The organism is Ligilactobacillus sp. WC1T17, assembly GCA_900110005.1.
Lineage (GTDB): Bacteria > Bacillota > Bacilli > Lactobacillales > Lactobacillaceae > Ligilactobacillus > Ligilactobacillus ruminis_A.
Genome location: FOCC01000011.1, coordinates 39,095 through 54,773, shown reverse-complemented (window position 1 = coordinate 54,773; position 15,679 = coordinate 39,095). Strand labels below are relative to the sequence as shown.

Below are 15,679 nucleotides of genomic sequence, written 5' to 3'. Positions count from 1 at the left end.
CGGCTACGTATCATTGCCTTGGTAGGCCATTACCCCACCAACAAGCTAATACGCCGCAGGCCCATCCAAAAGTGATAGCCGAAACCATCTTTTACATAAAAACCATGCGGTTTTCATGGTTATGCGGTATTAGCACCTGTTTCCAAGTGTTATCCCCCTCTTTTGGGCAGGTTGCCTACGTGTTACTCACCCGTTCGCCACTCAGTCTTTTAATCGCTAAATGCAAGCATTTATTGATTAAAAGCTTCGTTCGACTTGCATGTATTAGGCACGCCGCCAGCGTTCGTCCTGAGCCAGGATCAAACTCTCGATTTATAAGTTTGTGACTCAAAATTTAAATTTACTAGCGAATTGACTTCGCAAATATTGTTGCTCTTGTCCAAAACAAGAAGCCCTGCACATTTGCTTATCGAAACTTTGTTCAGTTTTCAAAGATCTACTTTGTCGCGTTAGCAACTTAATCATTATATCATCAATCTTTTTGGATGTCAACTTCTTTTTTAAGGAAGTTTTTCTAAAAAAGACAGCCCAATTATTTTATTAAATTCAAAATAATTTGTCAAATGATATTTTTTATTGTCATGCGACAACTCAATTATCATACCACCTTTTAACAAATCATGTCAAGAGGTATTTTCCCTTGAAGTTATCTCGCTTAACAACAAATATTATGATACCAACGTTTTAAGCGACCGTCAAGGGAATTTTAAAATTAATTCTTTCTTTTTTAATATTGTGAATTATTATATTTTTTTACTGCAAAAAGTCCGTGTTATTCCACATTTCCAATTCAAAATGATTGAAATCGTTCGTCTTTATTACTGACAAAGATGTATTAGCCACTAACCCCTGCTGCCTAATTTCACTGAAACCAAGTCCCAGCATTCCCTTAATGGCAAAGGTATTCACCAAAGCATGGGCAAAAAGCAAAACTTTACCGTATGGGTGACTTGTATAAATTTGACGACAAGCAGCTAATAACCGCTGCGTAAATTGATAATAATCTTCACCACCCATTAAATCCGCAGTAAATTGTTCCGGTTCTTCCATAAAAATGCGATAAGTTTCACTTTGAATATGATCTTTAACCAAGTCACCATCCCAAAACCCAAAATCAAATTCAGCTAAATCGTTGACCGTTTGAATAGCTGCATTAAGCCCCATCCCTTCTAGCACCTTTTGACCTGTAATTTGTGCCCGCGGCATCGGACTGGTATAAAAAGCGCTAAATTGCGTTCCTTTGAGATATCCACCCAATTTCACGGCATCTTTTAAACTTTGTTCTAATAAAGGCGAATCTTTTCGACAACCTTGAAAACGCCCCTCTAAGTTAAATTCCGTTTTTCCATGACGGACAAAATAAAATTCAGTCATTTTTTTACCTCACTTTAATTTTTATTTTCATATATAAAAAAGGGTCGGTCAAAACCAACCCTTTTAAACCTGCTTAGTCTTCCTTGGTAATTTTTTCTAAACCACCCATATATGGACGTAAAGCTTCAGGAATCGTTACAGAGCCATCTTCATTTTGGTAATTTTCCAAAATAGCAGCTACAGTACGGCCAACAGCCAAGCCGGAACCGTTCAAAGTATGAACAAATTGCAGCTTGCCTTTATCGTCACGATATTGGATGTGTGCCCGTCGTGCTTGGAAATCTTCACAGTTAGAGCAAGAGGAAATTTCACGATACTTATTTTGTGCAGGCATCCATACTTCAAGGTCATGGGTCATTGCAGCTGAAAAGCCCATATCACCAGTTGATAAAGTAATAACGTGGTAAGGAAGGCCTAATTTTTCCATGATACTACCAGCATTTTGCGTCATCTTTTCCAATTCCTTGTAAGATTCGCCTGGTTTAGCAAACTTAACCATTTCAACCTTATTAAATTGGTGCATCCGGATTAAACCACGTGTATCACGTCCGGCACTCCCGGCTTCAGAACGGAAGCAAGGTGTCAAAGCTGTGAAGTAAACAGGCAATTTTTCGGTTGGGATTACTTCATCACGGTAATAGTTAGTCAAAGGAACTTCCGCTGTAGGAATTAAAGTCATATCTTCGCCATTAACCTGGTAGACATCTTCTTTAAACTTAGGGAATTGACCTGTACCATACATGGTTGCATAGTTAACAATGTATGGTGGCAGCATTTCCGTATAGCCTTCCTTAGCATGTTCATCTAACATAAAGTTATAAACGGCACGTTCTAAACGCGCACCCAAACCTTTGTAGTAGACAAAACGGGCCCCGGAAACTTTAGCACCACGTTCAAAATCTAAAATACCCAAGTTTTCACCAATATCCCAGTGAGCTTTTGGTTCAAACGTAAATTCTCTTGGAGTACCAACTTTACGCAATTCAACATTAGCTTCTTCATCAGGACCAACTGGAATGGTTGGGTTTGGCAAGTTAGGCAAGCGGGAAGCCATATCCTTAACCTTGGCTTCAACTGTTTCCAATTCTTCATCCAAAGCTTTGATTTTTGCGCCAACTTCACGCATATCAGCGATAGCTTGGCTGGCATCTTCTTTATTGCGCTTAGCTTGGGCAATAGCTTCAGACACTTCGTTACGTTTTTGCTTCAAACCTTCAGATTCAACCAATAATTCACGGCGGCGTTTGTCTTCTCCTAATAAAGCATCAATCTTAGCCGGATCAACATTGCGCGTTTTTAAACGTGCTTTGACTTCATCAGTATTTTGACGAATCATCTTAATATCTAACATCTTTTTTCCTCCTCTAATCTAATCGAAAAAAAGAGCCTCCTCATCCCCATCTGGGACGAAAAGACTCTTCTCGCGGTACCACCCAAGTTCGGCACAAGGCCGCTCTTTTAGAGTTAACGATCTCCCGTGCGGCATTACCCGCCCATATTAAATACGCTGGAGTTTCGGCTTGTGATTCTCAGCAATCTCACTTCTCTGTATAGCCTACTTATGGCGAACTTAGATGTTTTTTCGATTATTTACCAATATCGTATTACATTTGCTTTTAAATTTCAAGCTCAAATCTTATTTTTCATCTTTTTCAGAAATATCAGGCCGCTTTAAATCAATCTCTTCCAAAGGAATCAGCTTCGTTTTATGCCTAATTTTATAGTATAAAAATAAAATGAAGAACAATGGAACTGACATATAAGTAACCCCGATAGCCTGCCAGTCAAAGTTGGCAAATGATTTCAAATCTTGACCAACAATAACTAAAATACACAAAACAAAAGCCAAAATTGGCCCTAAGGGGAACCACTTAGCATGATACTTCAATTCGCTTAAATCATGTCCTTGCGCAATAAAAGCTTTTCTAAACCGGTAATGAGCCATGGCAATCCCGACCCAAGCAATAAAACCGGTCAATCCGCTGGCATTAACCAAGAAGGTATAAATCCGGGTCCCAAAAATGCTGGTCAAGAAAGTTAATAACCCGACAAAGGTCGTGCCCAGCAAGGCAAAAATCGGAATCCCGCGCCCATTGACCATGGCAAAAGGTTTCGGAGCGTCTCCACTGACACCTAAAGCAAACAGCATTCTGGTCGAAGCATACATCCCTGAATTAGCCGCTGATAAAACAGATGTCAAAATAACAGCATTCATCACCGAAGCAGCTGAAGCTAATCCTGCCCGCTTAAAGACCAAAGTAAAAGGACTGATAGCAATATCAGAAGCACTTGACCCCAGCAGGTTAGGGCTGGTATAAGGAATTAAACAAGCAATCACAAAGATTGACAAAATATAAAAGAGTAAAATCCGCCAAAAGACCTGCTTAATGGCTTTAGGCAGACTTTCTTCAGGATTCTTTGTTTCACCGGCAGTAATCCCAATTAACTCTGTCCCTTGAAAAGAAAAACCTGCCACAACAAAAACACTCAAAATAGCAGGTACGCCACCAACAAAAGGTGCTTTCTTATAGGTAAAATTTTCCAAATAAGTCGCCTTACCGCCTAAAATGCCAAAAATCGTCAGCAAACCGACTGCTAAGAAAACAACCACAGTGACAACTTTAATCAGCGCCATCCAAAATTCAGCTTCACCAAATGATTTAACGGATAAGGCATTAATTGCAAAAATAATTGCAAGGAAAAATAGTGAAAAAATCCACGCTGGAAGGTGGGGAAACCAAAATTTAAGCACCAATGAAGCGGTCGACAAATCGACTGCCAGCGTAATCGCCCAATTAAACCAATAATTCCAGCCCATCGCAAATCCTAAAGCCGGATCAACAAACCGCCGGGAATATTCCGCAAAAGAGCCGGTAATTGGCAAATATGTGGCCATTTCGCCTAATGATGTCATCAAAAAATACACCATAATTCCAATACCAAGATAAGCTACCAAAGCCCCGCCCGGACCGGCTGTACTAATGGCACTGCCACTAGCTACAAATAGCCCCGTCCCAATACTTCCACCCAGAGCAATCATCGACAAATGTCTCGTCTGGAGTGTCCGCTTAACCTTATTTTCCGCCATAAAAAAATCCTCCTAAAAATTAATTTACGAGGAGGTCATGCAAGCAAAAAAACGCACAATTCACGAAGAATTGTGCGTTGCGTTTTCTATCTAAATACTTTCATTCTGGTAATAATAAAGTATATATCTCGATAGCGCTCCGCTGCCATGAAGCAGCGACAGTCCTTGGTCTCTTAAACCAAGTCCCAGCGCAGGCTAGGTAAAGCTAACCGGCGCTTCGGCAAATATCCCTTTCACTCAGCTTCTAAGCTTCTTTACCCGCTCAGCTGACTTACTGATAATATTCGCGACCTCTTCTTCGACATGGACTATCTTAAGCCCTTTCTTAAAAAAATGCAAGTATTTTAGTTTTTGTTATTGGCCAAATTGTTCTTTAACTTCTCCATCCACAGGGCCGCTTGTTCACTATAGGAAAGCTGCAATTGGTTCCAATCGACCAAAGGAATATCTGTTGTCCCCAGCGTTTGACATAAAATATCATAGAGAGTAACCCTGTTTAAGGCCTTTTCCCACGCCAAATCCGCCTGCTCAAAAACTTTATTGATGGCGCTGCTGCCTTCATTGGCTAAAGGCCTAAAATCGCTAAAAACTAATTCCAGCAAACCATTATTAGGATAAGTGTGAATATTGCCTTCAACGGCTTGTACCACCTGCAAAACGGTAATCTTTTTAGGATCATCCGCCAAAGTAAAACCGCCGCTATTGCCTGAGGCTGACTTGATTACACCACCAACCACCAATTTGCGCATAATCTTTTTCAAATATGTCGCCGATCCGCTGACCCGTGTATGGATGACATGTGAAGCCAGGGGAATACGGCGGTCTTGGGTCGCCAAAAGCGCCGTAATACAAGCTGCTTGTTCAAATCCTTTTGTCAATTGCATCTTCATCCCGCCTTTCACCATGGATATTTAATATCTATATTGTAAAAGGAAAACCGGGCAAATACTATCAACGTTTTTTAAAATTTGTCCCTCTTTTTACTCCTAAAAGTATATTTGCCGCTGGTAATTTTTTGTGACTTCAAAGCCAGCAGCAAACAGATAAATTCACCAAACCCAGGGATAAATCTCAGCCAAATCAGCCAAGCCGGCAGCTCGCTGTCATGAAATCGTCTGATAAACGCCGTGAGCGTTACAAAAACAAAAAAGATAATCCAGCCATAAAAGCCGACAGCAAAAATCAAGCTGACCAAATGAGAATTTATTTGACTTACAATACTTAAAATAACACCCAAGCCTATACTATAAATGATTGTTAAGACATACATACCTAAATAGCCCCAAAAAAAGTCATCTGCCCCTAGGCGTTTGTTGACTTTAAACATATCTTTTAACATCAGTTTAGTAGATACGATCAATCCTGGTTTAACCGATTCATTTTTGCCAATATGATATTTTTTGGCATTTGCGGCCTGCATCTTTTTGGTTTCAGCCTCAATTTTCATTAAGAAATTTTCCAAATCCTGGGGCGAATTAATTTCGATTTTTTCAATATTTTTCAACGTATCATCATTGAGCATCTGTTCTAGTAATTTATCAGGGTCATCCTCTTGCGGCTCTGGCTGGCTGACAGTTTCGTCATAAAAAAGCGTGGCTTGATCAAGCCCGCAGTAAGGGCAAAAATTGGCATTGACCGGAATAGCTTTTTTACATTGCTTGCATGGTTTGGTTTCAATCGATGTGCCCTCACGTTCTTGGACAATACCGCAAAAGTGGCATCTCAATTCATTAGCTTCCAGCTGGCGCCCGCATCTTTGGCAATAAAACATTTTAGGCCCTCCATTCTTAATATACTCATACCTACTTTATTAAGTTTTTATTTTTTTTGCAAGAAATTGCACCATTTTTGAAAAAAAAATTTACCTAATCTGCTAGAATAGATTTTGTATTTTTTGATTTAGAAAGGATTCTTTTTATGCTTCATACAGCAATTATTATGCTCCTTATCGGCCTTTTCGCCGGTATCATGGGAGCTATCCTCGGCATCGGCGGTGGGATGATTATCACACCCATTGTTACTTTGGCTTTAGGTTTAGATATCAAATACGCCATCGGAGCCAGTATCATCGCCGTTATCGCCACCAGTTCAGGCTCAACCATTGCCTTTTTGCGTGACGACGTTTTAAATCTCAGAGTAGCCATGTTTTTGGAAATTTTCACAACCATTGGCGCCATTATCGGTGCTTTATTAACCGGTTTATTTGATCCAATGATTCTTTACATCTTATTTGGCTCTCTTTTGATTTTCTCAAGCTGGAATATGTACCGTAAATTGTGCCGCGGACAAGAAGTTCTCAAACGGGTGGAACCCGACCATTTGGCCCAAAAATTACGGCTAAACAGCTCTTACTATGACAAAAATTTGCACCAACAAATCGACTACCAAGTGGAAAATGTACCTTTAGGTTCTTTAATTATGTTTGGCGCAGGGTTAGCCTCCGGCATGCTCGGGATTGGCTCGGGAGCTTTCAAGGTGATGGCTATGGACGGTGCTATGAAAATGCCGCTCAAACCTTCCAGCGCTACCAGTAATTTGATGATGGGTGTTACGGCAGCAGCCAGTGCCACCGTTTATTTCTTCAATGGCTCCATCAGGCCTGAAATTGCCGTTCCTTTAGCCCTTGGTATCATTGGCGGGGCTACCATCGGCAGCCGCATTATGCAGATTCTGCCATCCAAAGTTATTAGAGCAGTCTTTATTCCTATCCTGCTTTATTTGGGCTTACAGATGATTTTGAAAGGATTTGGGGTGACAATCTAATGAATAAGAAAGAAACGACACGGGAAGAAATGATGGCCGTCGAAGTCGTTATCGGCAAAATTATGCGGATTGGTGTACTCTTAGCAGCCGGCGTGATGATTTGCGGCTTTATTTTATTTTTAGTTCATCAAACAAGCGGCTATCCTGGGCAAACTTTTCCCACAACCTTAGCTGCCATTATCACAGGAGTCGGCCAGCTTAAAGCCTATGCCTGGATGATGGCCGGTATCTACTTGCTTATTTTGACTCCCGTCTTGCGGGTCGTGGTCTCCATTTATGCCTTTATCAAGGAAAACGACCTGCTTTACGCAAAAATTACCACTTTCGTCTTACTTATTTTGATTATCAGTTTTATCATAGGTCATAGGTAAGGAGGAAAAGTCATGCCACAAAGATCATATGACCACAACCGACGGCTGCAACGCCCACGGCAAAGTGTAAATCAACGACCACACCGGTATGCTAAAAAGAAAAAGCAAAAACGACGAGGCTGCTTCTTTTGGGCTTTGCTAGTGGCCGTCATTTTAGCTGTTGTCGGCGGTCGCTTTGCTTATGCAAAAATTATGAGCGCTAAAAAAGCAGCTGATTCTATTTTTCAATCATCTAACATCCAAAAAGCACGGAATGTTGCTTCAGCCTTAAAAAAAGGCCGTCCCATCTCCGTCTTATTGATGGGGACTGATACCGGGGCTTTAGGACGTAACTTCAAAGGCAGAACTGACACCATGATGATTGCCGTGCTCAACCCCCAAAAGAAAACCATGACCGTCGTCAGTTTGCCACGTGATACCAAGGTTACGATCCCAGGTTATGAATCCATGACGCCTTCAAAGCTGAACTCAGCCTATTTCTACGGCGGATCTGGTACAGCGGTCAAAACGGTGCAAAAATATCTCAATGTGCCAATTGATTTTTACGCTACCATCAATATGGGTGGTTTGGAAAAGCTAATCGATTCTGTGGGCGGCATCGATGTTACCCCTGAACTAACTTTTACCTATGACAATCAGTCATTCGTCAAAGGTCAAAAAACACATATGAATGGTGCTCGCGCTTTAGCCTATGTCCGAATGCGGCATGACGACCCACTTGGCGATTACGGCCGCCAAACTCGTCAACGACAAGTTTTAACCAAATTAGCCTTCAAAAGCAGCCAGTTGACCTCATTAATCAGTCAAAAGTTTTTGTCAACCGTTTCCAACCAAATGGTGACTGACCTAAGCTTCAACGACTTGCTGGTCGTTGGCAGCAAATACCGGGTTGCAACCCACAATATGGTCACTGACCACTTAGCCGGTCAATCGACGATGGTTGACGGCCAATCATTTGAAGTTCCAACCACTACCGAAAAACAACGCATTACCAACCTTTTGCGCAAGGCTTTGGGTTTGAAAAAAGCTACAACCGGTTCAACCGGCCTCTTCAATGATGACGACGACGCAAGCGACAGTGATTACGATAGCAGCTATTCATACACAACGACTAACGACTATTCAACTGATACTAATGGGTATGACTCCAATACAACGTCTGATTATAACAATCAAAATAACTACTAATTAATAAAAAAATAGACGGTGACTGCACCGTCTATTTTTTTGCACTTATAACTTTAAAATAAACTTGCGAGACAAATTCCGCTAAAAAAAAGCCGACGGCAATCGCACCGGCAATCATCCCGGCTTGAACTAAATAATCTAGGGCTTGATCGTTCATTCCAAAGGCAAATGAACGCACCGCATTGTATGACTGGCCTCCAGGAACCAAAGGTACTAAACTGGGAATATTAAATAAAATCATCGGCATTTTCATCATCCGCGCACAAAACATCGCCGAAATACCAATCACAAAAGCTGCCAGTAAGTTAGCCAAAACCATACTGTGTCCATAATCTTTAACTAACAAATAAACAGCCCATCCCAAAGTCCCCACTAATCCGCAAGGGATAAGCCCTTTTCTGGGGATATTTATGATAATTCCAAATCCGACCGTCGCTAAAAAGCTGAAACTAAGCTGCATTAACCATTCCAAAATCTCACCTCATAAAAAGCGCAGTACGACAGCAATCCCAAAGCCAATCGCACACGCTGAAATCAAAGCTTCGGTTCCTCTAGCAATTCCACTTAGCAAATGACCGGCTAAAACATCACGCACTGCATTAGTCAACGGCACCCCCGGCACCAAAGGCATGATAGCCCCAATTGCTACCATACTCATATCACTGGCTAAATGATAATGCGTCGCTAAAGCCGACATCAGGCCAATTGATACCGCCGCTAAAAATTCACTCACAAATTTAACCCGAAACTTAGTATTGATATACCAATAAATATAATAGCTGATTCCGCCGATAATAAATGCCGGTAAAAAATCAATCCATTTGCCACCATACATCACCATCAGCGTCGCACTTACTGCGGCCGCCGCAAAGACCTGCCAAGAAATTTTAAAGGTGGGCGCCGTTTGACTCAAAATCACCAGTTTATCCCGCATCTCTTCTAAAGAAATATTCCCAGCTTGAAAATCACGCGACATTTGGTTGACCCGCGAGACTAATTCCAGATCAATACTGCGCTTATTAATCGGCTCAATCCGTGTTAATTTGGTTTTAGGCGCCGTCATCATAATTCCCGTCGTTGTTTCAAAAATGCGCGGCTCAACAATGCCGGCGTTGCGTGCAATCCGATACATGGTATCATCTACCCGAGCCATATCAGAGCCACTTTCAATCATCAATCTGCCGGCATTTAAAATGACTTCCATTGCTAATTCATCATGCTCTACATCCATTTGCCTTACCTGCCCTTTCTTACCGATTATGACAAAGAAAAAAACGAAAGTAAAGCACAAAAAAAGCTAAGGGCTTTACCCTTAGCTTTAATAGTTAAGTTAAAAACTTTTTAGTCCTTAACCACGTTAGCAGCTTGCAAGCCGCGTTCGCTTTCTTCAACATCAAATGTTACGTGTTGGCCTTCTTCTAAAGTCTTGTAGCCTTCACCTTGAATTGCAGAAAAGTGTACGAAAACATCGTTGCCGTTTTCACGAGTAATGAAGCCGTAACCTTTTTCTGAATTAAACCATTTAACTGTACCTTGTTCCATATTGAAATTCCTCCTGCGCCCTTTTGAGGGCAAAAATATTGTAATTCTGCCGGCGCATGGAGATGTTGATGAAACGATACCCAAACTAACCAATCAAAAATACTAAATCATTATAACACATTTAAAGTTTTTATAATAGCTGATTAGCTTATTTAACGAAAATATAATGTGCTGCCTTGTAGCCAATGCTGGTTTTTTCACCGCTATCACTGTAAGTTAATGCAATCGGCCCTTCGAAAGGCGCATGTTCACCTACAATCAATTTGTCGCCTAATTTAATGTGAATATCATCCAAATAAGTCAGCAATTCATGGTTATCAATAAAACGATCCACGATAACTTCTTGTCCTTCAGGCACATCTGCTAAAATCAAATAACTTTCTTCGCGATAAGTCCCTGATAAATCAGGAATAATTCCGCCATGAGGGCAGTGTTCCGGATGACCCAAAAAAACTTCTAAATGATCCATCAGATTATCACTGGTAACATGCTCTAAAACTTCGGCATCATCATGCACATCGGGCAGCTTGTATTTCAACTTATCAACCAAAAATGTTTCCCATAGGCGATGACGGCGTACTAAAGCTTCAGCCACCTTGGTTCCTTGCGCAGTCAATGAAATTCCTGCATAAGGCGTATGATCTACCAAGCCTTCCTTAACCAGCTTAGCCACCATTTCAGTAACCGATCCTGCCGCCACATTTAAACTAAGTGCAATTTGTTTATTTGAAACTTTTTTCTTACGCCCACCCAATTCAAAGATGATTTTTAAATAATCTTCTTTCTTTGGTGTCATACCTTTCACCTCAAACTATTTTTAGCTTAACTTGATTATACCAAAAAAATCTTACCAGTTAGCCTAATTTTACGTCTTTTGTGCTAATTTTGCCAAAAGAGCTTCCAAATCATCCGGCAGCTCCGCATTAAAAGTCAACTGCTTTTTTGAAAAAGGATCATTGAAGCTTAAATAGTAAGCATGCAGGGCCTGTCTAGGGCAGGCTTCTTCCAGGGGTCCGCCATATAAACTATCTGACACAAGCGGGTGGTTTAAAGCTGCAAAATGCGCTCTAATCTGATGAGTCCGCCCCGTTTTTAAGGTGCACTCAACTAAAGAAGCCTCGTGATATCTTTCTTTTACTTCATAACAGGTCACCGCTTTTTGACCGGTTGGATCAACCAACCGTCTAAAAGCCCCTTCTTCTTGTTTTAAAGGCAAATCGATAACACCCTTATCCTGCTTCAAATGCCCTGAAATAACGGCTAAATATTTTTTATCCAATTGCAGCTGGTCAACCATGCCCTGCGCAAAACTGTGCTTAGCAAACAGCATCAGTCCGCTTGTGAAGCGGTCCAGTCTTGAAACCACATGGATAACCAGATTTTCCGCTTGACTGGATACTAAATAACCCTTAACCCGGTTCACCATCGTATCGGTTTGGTTAGTCGGACCAGGGACACTGGATACGCCGGCTGGTTTATTCACCAGAAGCCAGTTTTGATCTTCATAAACAACACTGATAGGCTCAAAACTGGTTTCAATTCTGGGATCCGCTGCTTCTTTTGGCAAAACAAATGTAATTGTTTCGCCTGGCTGAACCTTAAATGACAAAGACCTTGGTTTTTGCTTTTTTAAAACCTGTCCTTGTCCATGCTTAAGTTTGGCCAGCATCCGCTTGCTGACACCATTTTGCTTCAAAAGCTGCTTAATGGTTAGGGATATTTGGCCAGTATTTTCAAAAATAAATTCCATTCTTCAACCTCTAAAAAAGGCGACCTACGCCGCCTGTTTTAAAATTTAAATTCAATTTTAGTTAAATCATCCGACAAATAATCAATAATTAAACAAATCATTGCTGGTACCAATAAACCAACAGCTAAAAGCCACTTTGTTTGAATTATCAAAATCACATACATATAAAAGGCGCTATTGGCTAAATCTAAATTAGTAGGAATATAGTTATTAAACCGATAAGACCAAAAAAGCGCCGATATTAAAATCCCGATTCCAGCTAACAAAAGCGCACAGCCAACTGTACAAAGGTAATCAAGCTTTGGTTCTTTAATTAGGCAAGCTATTAAAGTCGCCACCAGCAAACAAAGACTTAAAGGAAAAACAATTTTAGCCAGCCAAACGGTCTTTTGATACCAGGCATAATTAGCTTGAACCCGTGTTTTCTGCTGTCTGACAGCTAAATAAATTTTAAGATTCTTTTTAAAAGCTGCGCGATGCTTTTTCCAATAACTTTTATCAGCGGCTGAACTATGCTTTAAGATATTGCTGTTTAACATTTGATATAATTCCTGACTGGAAAAAAGCCGTGAAGAATTATGCGTAAATTTTTGGGCAGCATGATGATACAAATGATCCACTTGCCCGGTTGTCAGCGTTAATTCTTGTGTCAAAGACAATTTCAGATTACTGAATTGCGCCACCTCAACGATAGCATTATCCAGCCCTTTAATCAGCACCTTATTGACCGTTAAAGGCGACTTAGCTAGTGGTAATTTCGTCACTAAAAAAGTACTGCTTAGCGTATCAGCCGCCAGCAGCAAATTAAATATCAACCCTGCCAGCCAAAAGATCATATAAAATTTCGCTTTACTTTTCAATTCTCTTCTCCTATGCAATCCGAATGTTATCTTATCACATAGGAAAATTAAAAGCTAATCTTGTCTCCAATAAATCATCGTTACAATGTCAATCAGCATCACAATAATCAGCAAATTCAAAAAAGTATAGCCAATAAAACCGTCATAAGCAAACAGCCATTTAAACAAAGGAATTTTAAATGCTGCCAGGACAAGCACCACAAATAGTGCAACTAATTCTAAATAATTTCTTTTGCTAAGCATTATTATCTTCCTATTCTATCATTCTCATTATCCATTGTCGCATTATAACATATTTAGTTCTAAATTCCTAAAGATTTGTTTAACATGTTTAACAAAAATTAGCTTTTACTTGCGGATTTACATGCTACAATTTTTCAGAAAGGATGTTAGTTATGATCAATATTATGCAAAATAAATACCGTCCCCTCTATGCCGGTATCAATTTTAGTTTATTTTTAGTTCTCGCTTTTTCGATACATTTCAATTTAGCTTGGGTCAAAGTTTTCGATGATACTATTCGCCATTTCTTGGGACAATTCATTACACCTAGTCACACCAAAATCGTTATTTTTTTAACCAATCTGGGCAGTCCCAGTGTTTCTTTCGTCTTTTCCTTATTAATCTGCTTTTTAGTTTGGAAAAAACATGATTTGGTTGATGCTACGTGGGCCTCTTTAGTCATTATCAGCTTTAATTTAACCAATTTTATCGTCAAAAATATTGTTCAGCGCAAGCGACCAACCGATAAGTTGATTCCGCAGGCTGGCTTCAGCTTTCCCAGCGGACACACCTTCGGGACAGCTCTCTTCGTTTTTTTGGTCTGCTTGCTGCTGGTGCCTCATATCAAAAGTCGTCTCTTGCGTTGGATAGTTGATGGCTTAGGTTTTCTTTGGATTATTATTATTGCTTTAACCCGCATCTATTTGCATGTCCATTTTCCCTCAGACACGCTTGGCAGCGTCCTTTTGGTCTTTTCCTTGTGGGAAATAGCTCTGCCAATTTCATATCATTGGCAACATAAATACCGGTCGTAAAAATCTGATTCCAATCAGATTTTTTATTTTATAAGAATATAATTTACTAATATAAAAAAGATACAATTTTATATTAAATAAATTTGCTTTTATTTAAAAGTTAGCGCATAATAGCCCGTAAGGAGTTAAAGGGGGGAGATTATGTGCCAACCAAATATCAAATTGTGGCTCACACCATTCAAGAACAGATTACAGCGGGGTTTTACCAGCCCAAAGACAAATTACCTAATCAAAAACAATTAGCTGCACTTTTCAGTGTCAACCGCTTAACCGTCAAAAAAGCCCTAGACTCATTAGAAGCTAAAGGCTTAATTTATAAACAGTCTGGTCTGGGAACATTTGTTGCTCCCCAGCCTTGTTTTAGACAAGCACTGGATATTCCGCTGGAAACGGCTTTTGATAGTCAGGTTCAACCTGAGATTTTAAAGATTAACGTCGGTCTGCCCGATTTAAAGATTGGCAAAATTTTACAGTTAGGCCGGTTTGAGCCGGTTTTTACCCTGTATATTTTATTAAAAGATCAGACGCACTGTTTTTTACAAAAAACATTTTTGCCCGTTAAACTGGTTCCTAAACTGGCTGAAGCTAAGCTTACGTTAGGGCTTAAAAATTATCTCTTAGAGCAATGCGGCTTTAAATTTGGCGGTAGTTTCAACCGCATACACGCTACTTACGCCGACTCTTTGGATGTTAAATATTTAAACCTGCCTCCCAAAAGTCCGGTATTAGAACTCAACCACCTCACGTGGCTTTCCAATGGTCAAATGCTGGCCTATACCGTCCGACACGATTCCAGTCAGGCTAATTATACTGTTTCCTGTTCTCACCAGTAAAAAAAGAGCTGCGGTTAACGCAGCTCTTTTTATTTAAATTCATCAGCAATGTCCTGAATGTTCTTGCCCTCATTTTTCGAACGCCAGATAACCTGTTTTACCTGTTCATCTGTAAAAGCTTTTTCATCTAAGCCCCGCTGTTTCAAAATTTTACGGGCTTGTTTAATCTCTTTTTTGGTAATATTTTGATAGACTTCATCCGATGAAAAATGATTGCTTACAATCACATTTTGCTTCGTATTCTTGCTACTATCGCTGGACGTATCGGTGTCACTATCAACGGTATATCCCAGCGAACTTAAAATTTGATCATTTTTATTTTTTAACTTCTTCGCCTTTTGATAAAGATCTTGATAATAATCTTCCGTGATACTGCCATAGCCTAAAATAACAGCTAACTTGGTATTAGAGGCTGTATATTCATAATTATCAGCTAAAATTTCGGCTCTGCGATAAGCTTTAGTAAAAATTTTTCTTTCTTTAAGCACCTCTGTCAGTTCAGTGGCCATCCCAGCAGATCGCCGAACCAGCATTGAAGAGCCGGCATCAACATTTGAAGCTTTTTGAAAGTGTGCTTTAGCCTTGCTATATTGGCGCTTATTTACTTCATTGAGCCCGCGCTGATAATTGTTTAATTGGCCTAAAACCACCGTTGCCAGCTGATCGTTGGGTTTTTTCTTTAAGGCATTGCGATACGAAAGTTTAGCCGCTTTATAATCGCCGTCTTTAATATGCTGCTTGCCTTCAGCAATCGCATTTTCATAGTATTGACGTGTTTGGATTTTGCTGGTATAAGCATAGCCGCCGAAAATAACCAGCAGGATAATTCCAATAATCGTCCACCACAACCATCTTTTCATCAAATTCACCTCT

At 40.2% G+C, this 15,679-nt stretch carries 18 protein-coding genes, 1 rRNA gene and 1 riboswitch; of the genes, 5 read left to right on the top strand and 14 right to left on the bottom strand.

The window, feature by feature from the left end; all coding sequences use genetic code 11:
• The 6 genes from BMX26_RS07585 to BMX26_RS07560 form a co-directional block, all read right to left on the bottom strand.
• A 16S ribosomal RNA gene (locus tag BMX26_RS07585) occupies positions 1-315 on the bottom strand; the annotation flags it as partial.
• Between the two features lie 438 nt (positions 316-753).
• Positions 754-1,374, bottom strand: a complete 621-nt coding sequence (locus BMX26_RS07580) for a histidine phosphatase family protein (protein WP_075530838.1) — start codon at positions 1,372-1,374, stop codon at positions 754-756.
• A gap of 73 nt (positions 1,375-1,447) precedes the next feature.
• On the bottom strand, positions 1,448-2,725 hold the full coding sequence (gene serS / locus BMX26_RS07575; RefSeq protein ID WP_075530837.1) for a serine--tRNA ligase: 1,278 nt from the start codon (positions 2,723-2,725) through the stop codon (positions 1,448-1,450).
• 285 nt (positions 2,726-3,010) lie between these two features.
• The gene (locus tag BMX26_RS07570; protein WP_075530836.1) at positions 3,011-4,462 is read right to left on the bottom strand and encodes an amino acid permease; all 1,452 of its coding nucleotides are present in this window, start codon (positions 4,460-4,462) and stop codon (positions 3,011-3,013) included.
• 124 nt (positions 4,463-4,586) lie between these two features.
• Positions 4,587-4,766: riboswitch (Lysine riboswitch) on the bottom strand.
• A gap of 40 nt (positions 4,767-4,806) precedes the next feature.
• Positions 4,807-5,346 carry an Rrf2 family transcriptional regulator gene (locus BMX26_RS07565; protein WP_075530835.1) on the bottom strand — a complete coding sequence of 180 codons (540 nt, stop codon included), beginning with the start codon at positions 5,344-5,346 and terminating at the stop codon, positions 4,807-4,809.
• Between the two features lie 77 nt (positions 5,347-5,423).
• A complete protein-coding gene (locus BMX26_RS07560; RefSeq protein WP_075530834.1) occupies positions 5,424-6,233 on the bottom strand; it encodes a zinc-ribbon domain-containing protein in 810 nt (269 codons plus the stop codon).
• A 146-nt stretch (positions 6,234-6,379) separates the two neighbouring features.
• On the opposite strand from BMX26_RS07560, the gene BMX26_RS07555 reads away from it, so the two are divergent.
• From BMX26_RS07555 to BMX26_RS07545, 3 genes are read left to right on the top strand one after another with little or no spacing between them, the layout of a single operon-like run.
• Positions 6,380-7,225, top strand: coding sequence for a sulfite exporter TauE/SafE family protein (locus BMX26_RS07555; protein ID WP_075530833.1), 846 nt, complete (start codon positions 6,380-6,382; stop codon positions 7,223-7,225).
• Positions 7,225-7,596 (top strand): DUF1634 domain-containing protein, encoded by a 372-nt coding sequence (locus tag BMX26_RS07550; RefSeq protein ID WP_075530832.1) that lies wholly within the window; start codon positions 7,225-7,227, stop codon positions 7,594-7,596. Before BMX26_RS07555 ends, BMX26_RS07550 begins: the two co-directional genes overlap by 1 nt.
• A 12-nt stretch (positions 7,597-7,608) precedes the next feature.
• Positions 7,609-8,784, top strand: a complete 1,176-nt coding sequence (locus tag BMX26_RS07545) for an LCP family protein (RefSeq protein WP_075530831.1) — start codon at positions 7,609-7,611, stop codon at positions 8,782-8,784.
• Positions 8,785-8,815: 31 nt separating this feature from the next.
• Here BMX26_RS07545 and BMX26_RS07540 read toward each other — a convergent pair whose 3' ends face one another.
• The 7 genes from BMX26_RS07540 to BMX26_RS07510 all read right to left on the bottom strand — a co-directional run bounded on the left by BMX26_RS07540 (position 8,816) and on the right by BMX26_RS07510 (position 13,179).
• Positions 8,816-9,244 carry a threonine/serine exporter family protein gene (locus tag BMX26_RS07540; protein WP_075530841.1) on the bottom strand — a complete coding sequence of 143 codons (429 nt, stop codon included), beginning with the start codon at positions 9,242-9,244 and terminating at the stop codon, positions 8,816-8,818.
• Positions 9,245-9,265: 21 nt separating this feature from the next.
• Positions 9,266-10,015, bottom strand: a complete 750-nt coding sequence (locus BMX26_RS07535; protein WP_075530830.1) for a threonine/serine exporter family protein — start codon at positions 10,013-10,015, stop codon at positions 9,266-9,268.
• A gap of 110 nt (positions 10,016-10,125) precedes the next feature.
• The gene (locus BMX26_RS07530; protein WP_075530829.1) at positions 10,126-10,326 is read right to left on the bottom strand and encodes a cold-shock protein; all 201 of its coding nucleotides are present in this window, start codon (positions 10,324-10,326) and stop codon (positions 10,126-10,128) included.
• A gap of 148 nt (positions 10,327-10,474) precedes the next feature.
• Positions 10,475-11,122 carry a metal-dependent transcriptional regulator gene (locus BMX26_RS07525; protein WP_075530828.1) on the bottom strand — a complete coding sequence of 216 codons (648 nt, stop codon included), beginning with the start codon at positions 11,120-11,122 and terminating at the stop codon, positions 10,475-10,477.
• Between the two features lie 69 nt (positions 11,123-11,191).
• Positions 11,192-12,076, bottom strand: a complete 885-nt coding sequence (locus BMX26_RS07520) for an RluA family pseudouridine synthase (protein WP_075530827.1) — start codon at positions 12,074-12,076, stop codon at positions 11,192-11,194.
• A 38-nt stretch (positions 12,077-12,114) separates the two neighbouring features.
• Complete coding sequence (locus BMX26_RS07515) at positions 12,115-12,936, bottom strand: hypothetical protein (protein ID WP_075530826.1); 822 nt, start codon at positions 12,934-12,936, stop codon at positions 12,115-12,117.
• Between the two features lie 54 nt (positions 12,937-12,990).
• Positions 12,991-13,179: a hypothetical protein gene (locus tag BMX26_RS07510; protein WP_075530825.1), complete on the bottom strand. Its 189-nt coding sequence runs from the start codon at positions 13,177-13,179 to the stop codon at positions 12,991-12,993.
• 152 nt (positions 13,180-13,331) lie between these two features.
• Here BMX26_RS07510 and BMX26_RS07505 point away from each other — a divergent pair, with 152 nt between their 5' ends.
• Together BMX26_RS07505 and BMX26_RS07500 are read left to right on the top strand one after the other, a co-directional pair.
• Positions 13,332-13,973, top strand: a complete 642-nt coding sequence (locus BMX26_RS07505; RefSeq protein WP_173647770.1) for a phosphatase PAP2 family protein — start codon at positions 13,332-13,334, stop codon at positions 13,971-13,973.
• Between the two features lie 143 nt (positions 13,974-14,116).
• Positions 14,117-14,806 carry a GntR family transcriptional regulator gene (locus BMX26_RS07500; RefSeq protein ID WP_075530824.1) on the top strand — a complete coding sequence of 230 codons (690 nt, stop codon included), beginning with the start codon at positions 14,117-14,119 and terminating at the stop codon, positions 14,804-14,806.
• 29 nt (positions 14,807-14,835) lie between these two features.
• Here BMX26_RS07500 and BMX26_RS07495 read toward each other — a convergent pair whose 3' ends face one another.
• Positions 14,836-15,666, bottom strand: a complete 831-nt coding sequence (locus BMX26_RS07495; RefSeq protein ID WP_075530823.1) for a hypothetical protein — start codon at positions 15,664-15,666, stop codon at positions 14,836-14,838.
• Positions 15,667-15,679: the final 13 nt, after the last annotated feature.

What these genes read in the sequence shown, in the direction of transcription:
- BMX26_RS07580 (WP_075530838.1), bottom strand. Translation starts at nt 1,374, where the DNA reads ATGACTGAATTTTATTTTGTCCGTCATGGAAAAACGGAATTTAACTTA.
- BMX26_RS07495 (WP_075530823.1), bottom strand. Translation starts at nt 15,666, where the DNA reads ATGAAAAGATGGTTGTGGTGGACGATTATTGGAATTATCCTGCTGGTT.
- BMX26_RS07560 (WP_075530834.1), bottom strand. Translation starts at nt 6,233, where the DNA reads ATGTTTTATTGCCAAAGATGCGGGCGCCAGCTGGAAGCTAATGAATTG.
- BMX26_RS07550 (WP_075530832.1), top strand. Translation starts at nt 7,225, where the DNA reads ATGAATAAGAAAGAAACGACACGGGAAGAAATGATGGCCGTCGAAGTC.
- BMX26_RS07525 (WP_075530828.1), bottom strand. Translation starts at nt 11,122, where the DNA reads ATGACACCAAAGAAAGAAGATTATTTAAAAATCATCTTTGAATTGGGT.
- BMX26_RS07565 (WP_075530835.1), bottom strand. Translation starts at nt 5,346, where the DNA reads ATGCAATTGACAAAAGGATTTGAACAAGCAGCTTGTATTACGGCGCTT.
- BMX26_RS07535 (WP_075530830.1), bottom strand. Translation starts at nt 10,015, where the DNA reads ATGGATGTAGAGCATGATGAATTAGCAATGGAAGTCATTTTAAATGCC.
- BMX26_RS07570 (WP_075530836.1), bottom strand. Translation starts at nt 4,462, where the DNA reads ATGGCGGAAAATAAGGTTAAGCGGACACTCCAGACGAGACATTTGTCG.
- BMX26_RS07530 (WP_075530829.1), bottom strand. Translation starts at nt 10,326, where the DNA reads ATGGAACAAGGTACAGTTAAATGGTTTAATTCAGAAAAAGGTTACGGC.
- BMX26_RS07540 (WP_075530841.1), bottom strand. Translation starts at nt 9,244, where the DNA reads ATGCAGCTTAGTTTCAGCTTTTTAGCGACGGTCGGATTTGGAATTATC.
- BMX26_RS07555 (WP_075530833.1), top strand. Translation starts at nt 6,380, where the DNA reads ATGCTTCATACAGCAATTATTATGCTCCTTATCGGCCTTTTCGCCGGT.
- BMX26_RS07505 (WP_173647770.1), top strand. Translation starts at nt 13,332, where the DNA reads ATGATCAATATTATGCAAAATAAATACCGTCCCCTCTATGCCGGTATC.
- BMX26_RS07545 (WP_075530831.1), top strand. Translation starts at nt 7,609, where the DNA reads ATGCCACAAAGATCATATGACCACAACCGACGGCTGCAACGCCCACGG.
- serS (WP_075530837.1), bottom strand. Translation starts at nt 2,725, where the DNA reads ATGTTAGATATTAAGATGATTCGTCAAAATACTGATGAAGTCAAAGCA.
- BMX26_RS07520 (WP_075530827.1), bottom strand. Translation starts at nt 12,076, where the DNA reads ATGGAATTTATTTTTGAAAATACTGGCCAAATATCCCTAACCATTAAG.
- BMX26_RS07510 (WP_075530825.1), bottom strand. Translation starts at nt 13,179, where the DNA reads ATGCTTAGCAAAAGAAATTATTTAGAATTAGTTGCACTATTTGTGGTG.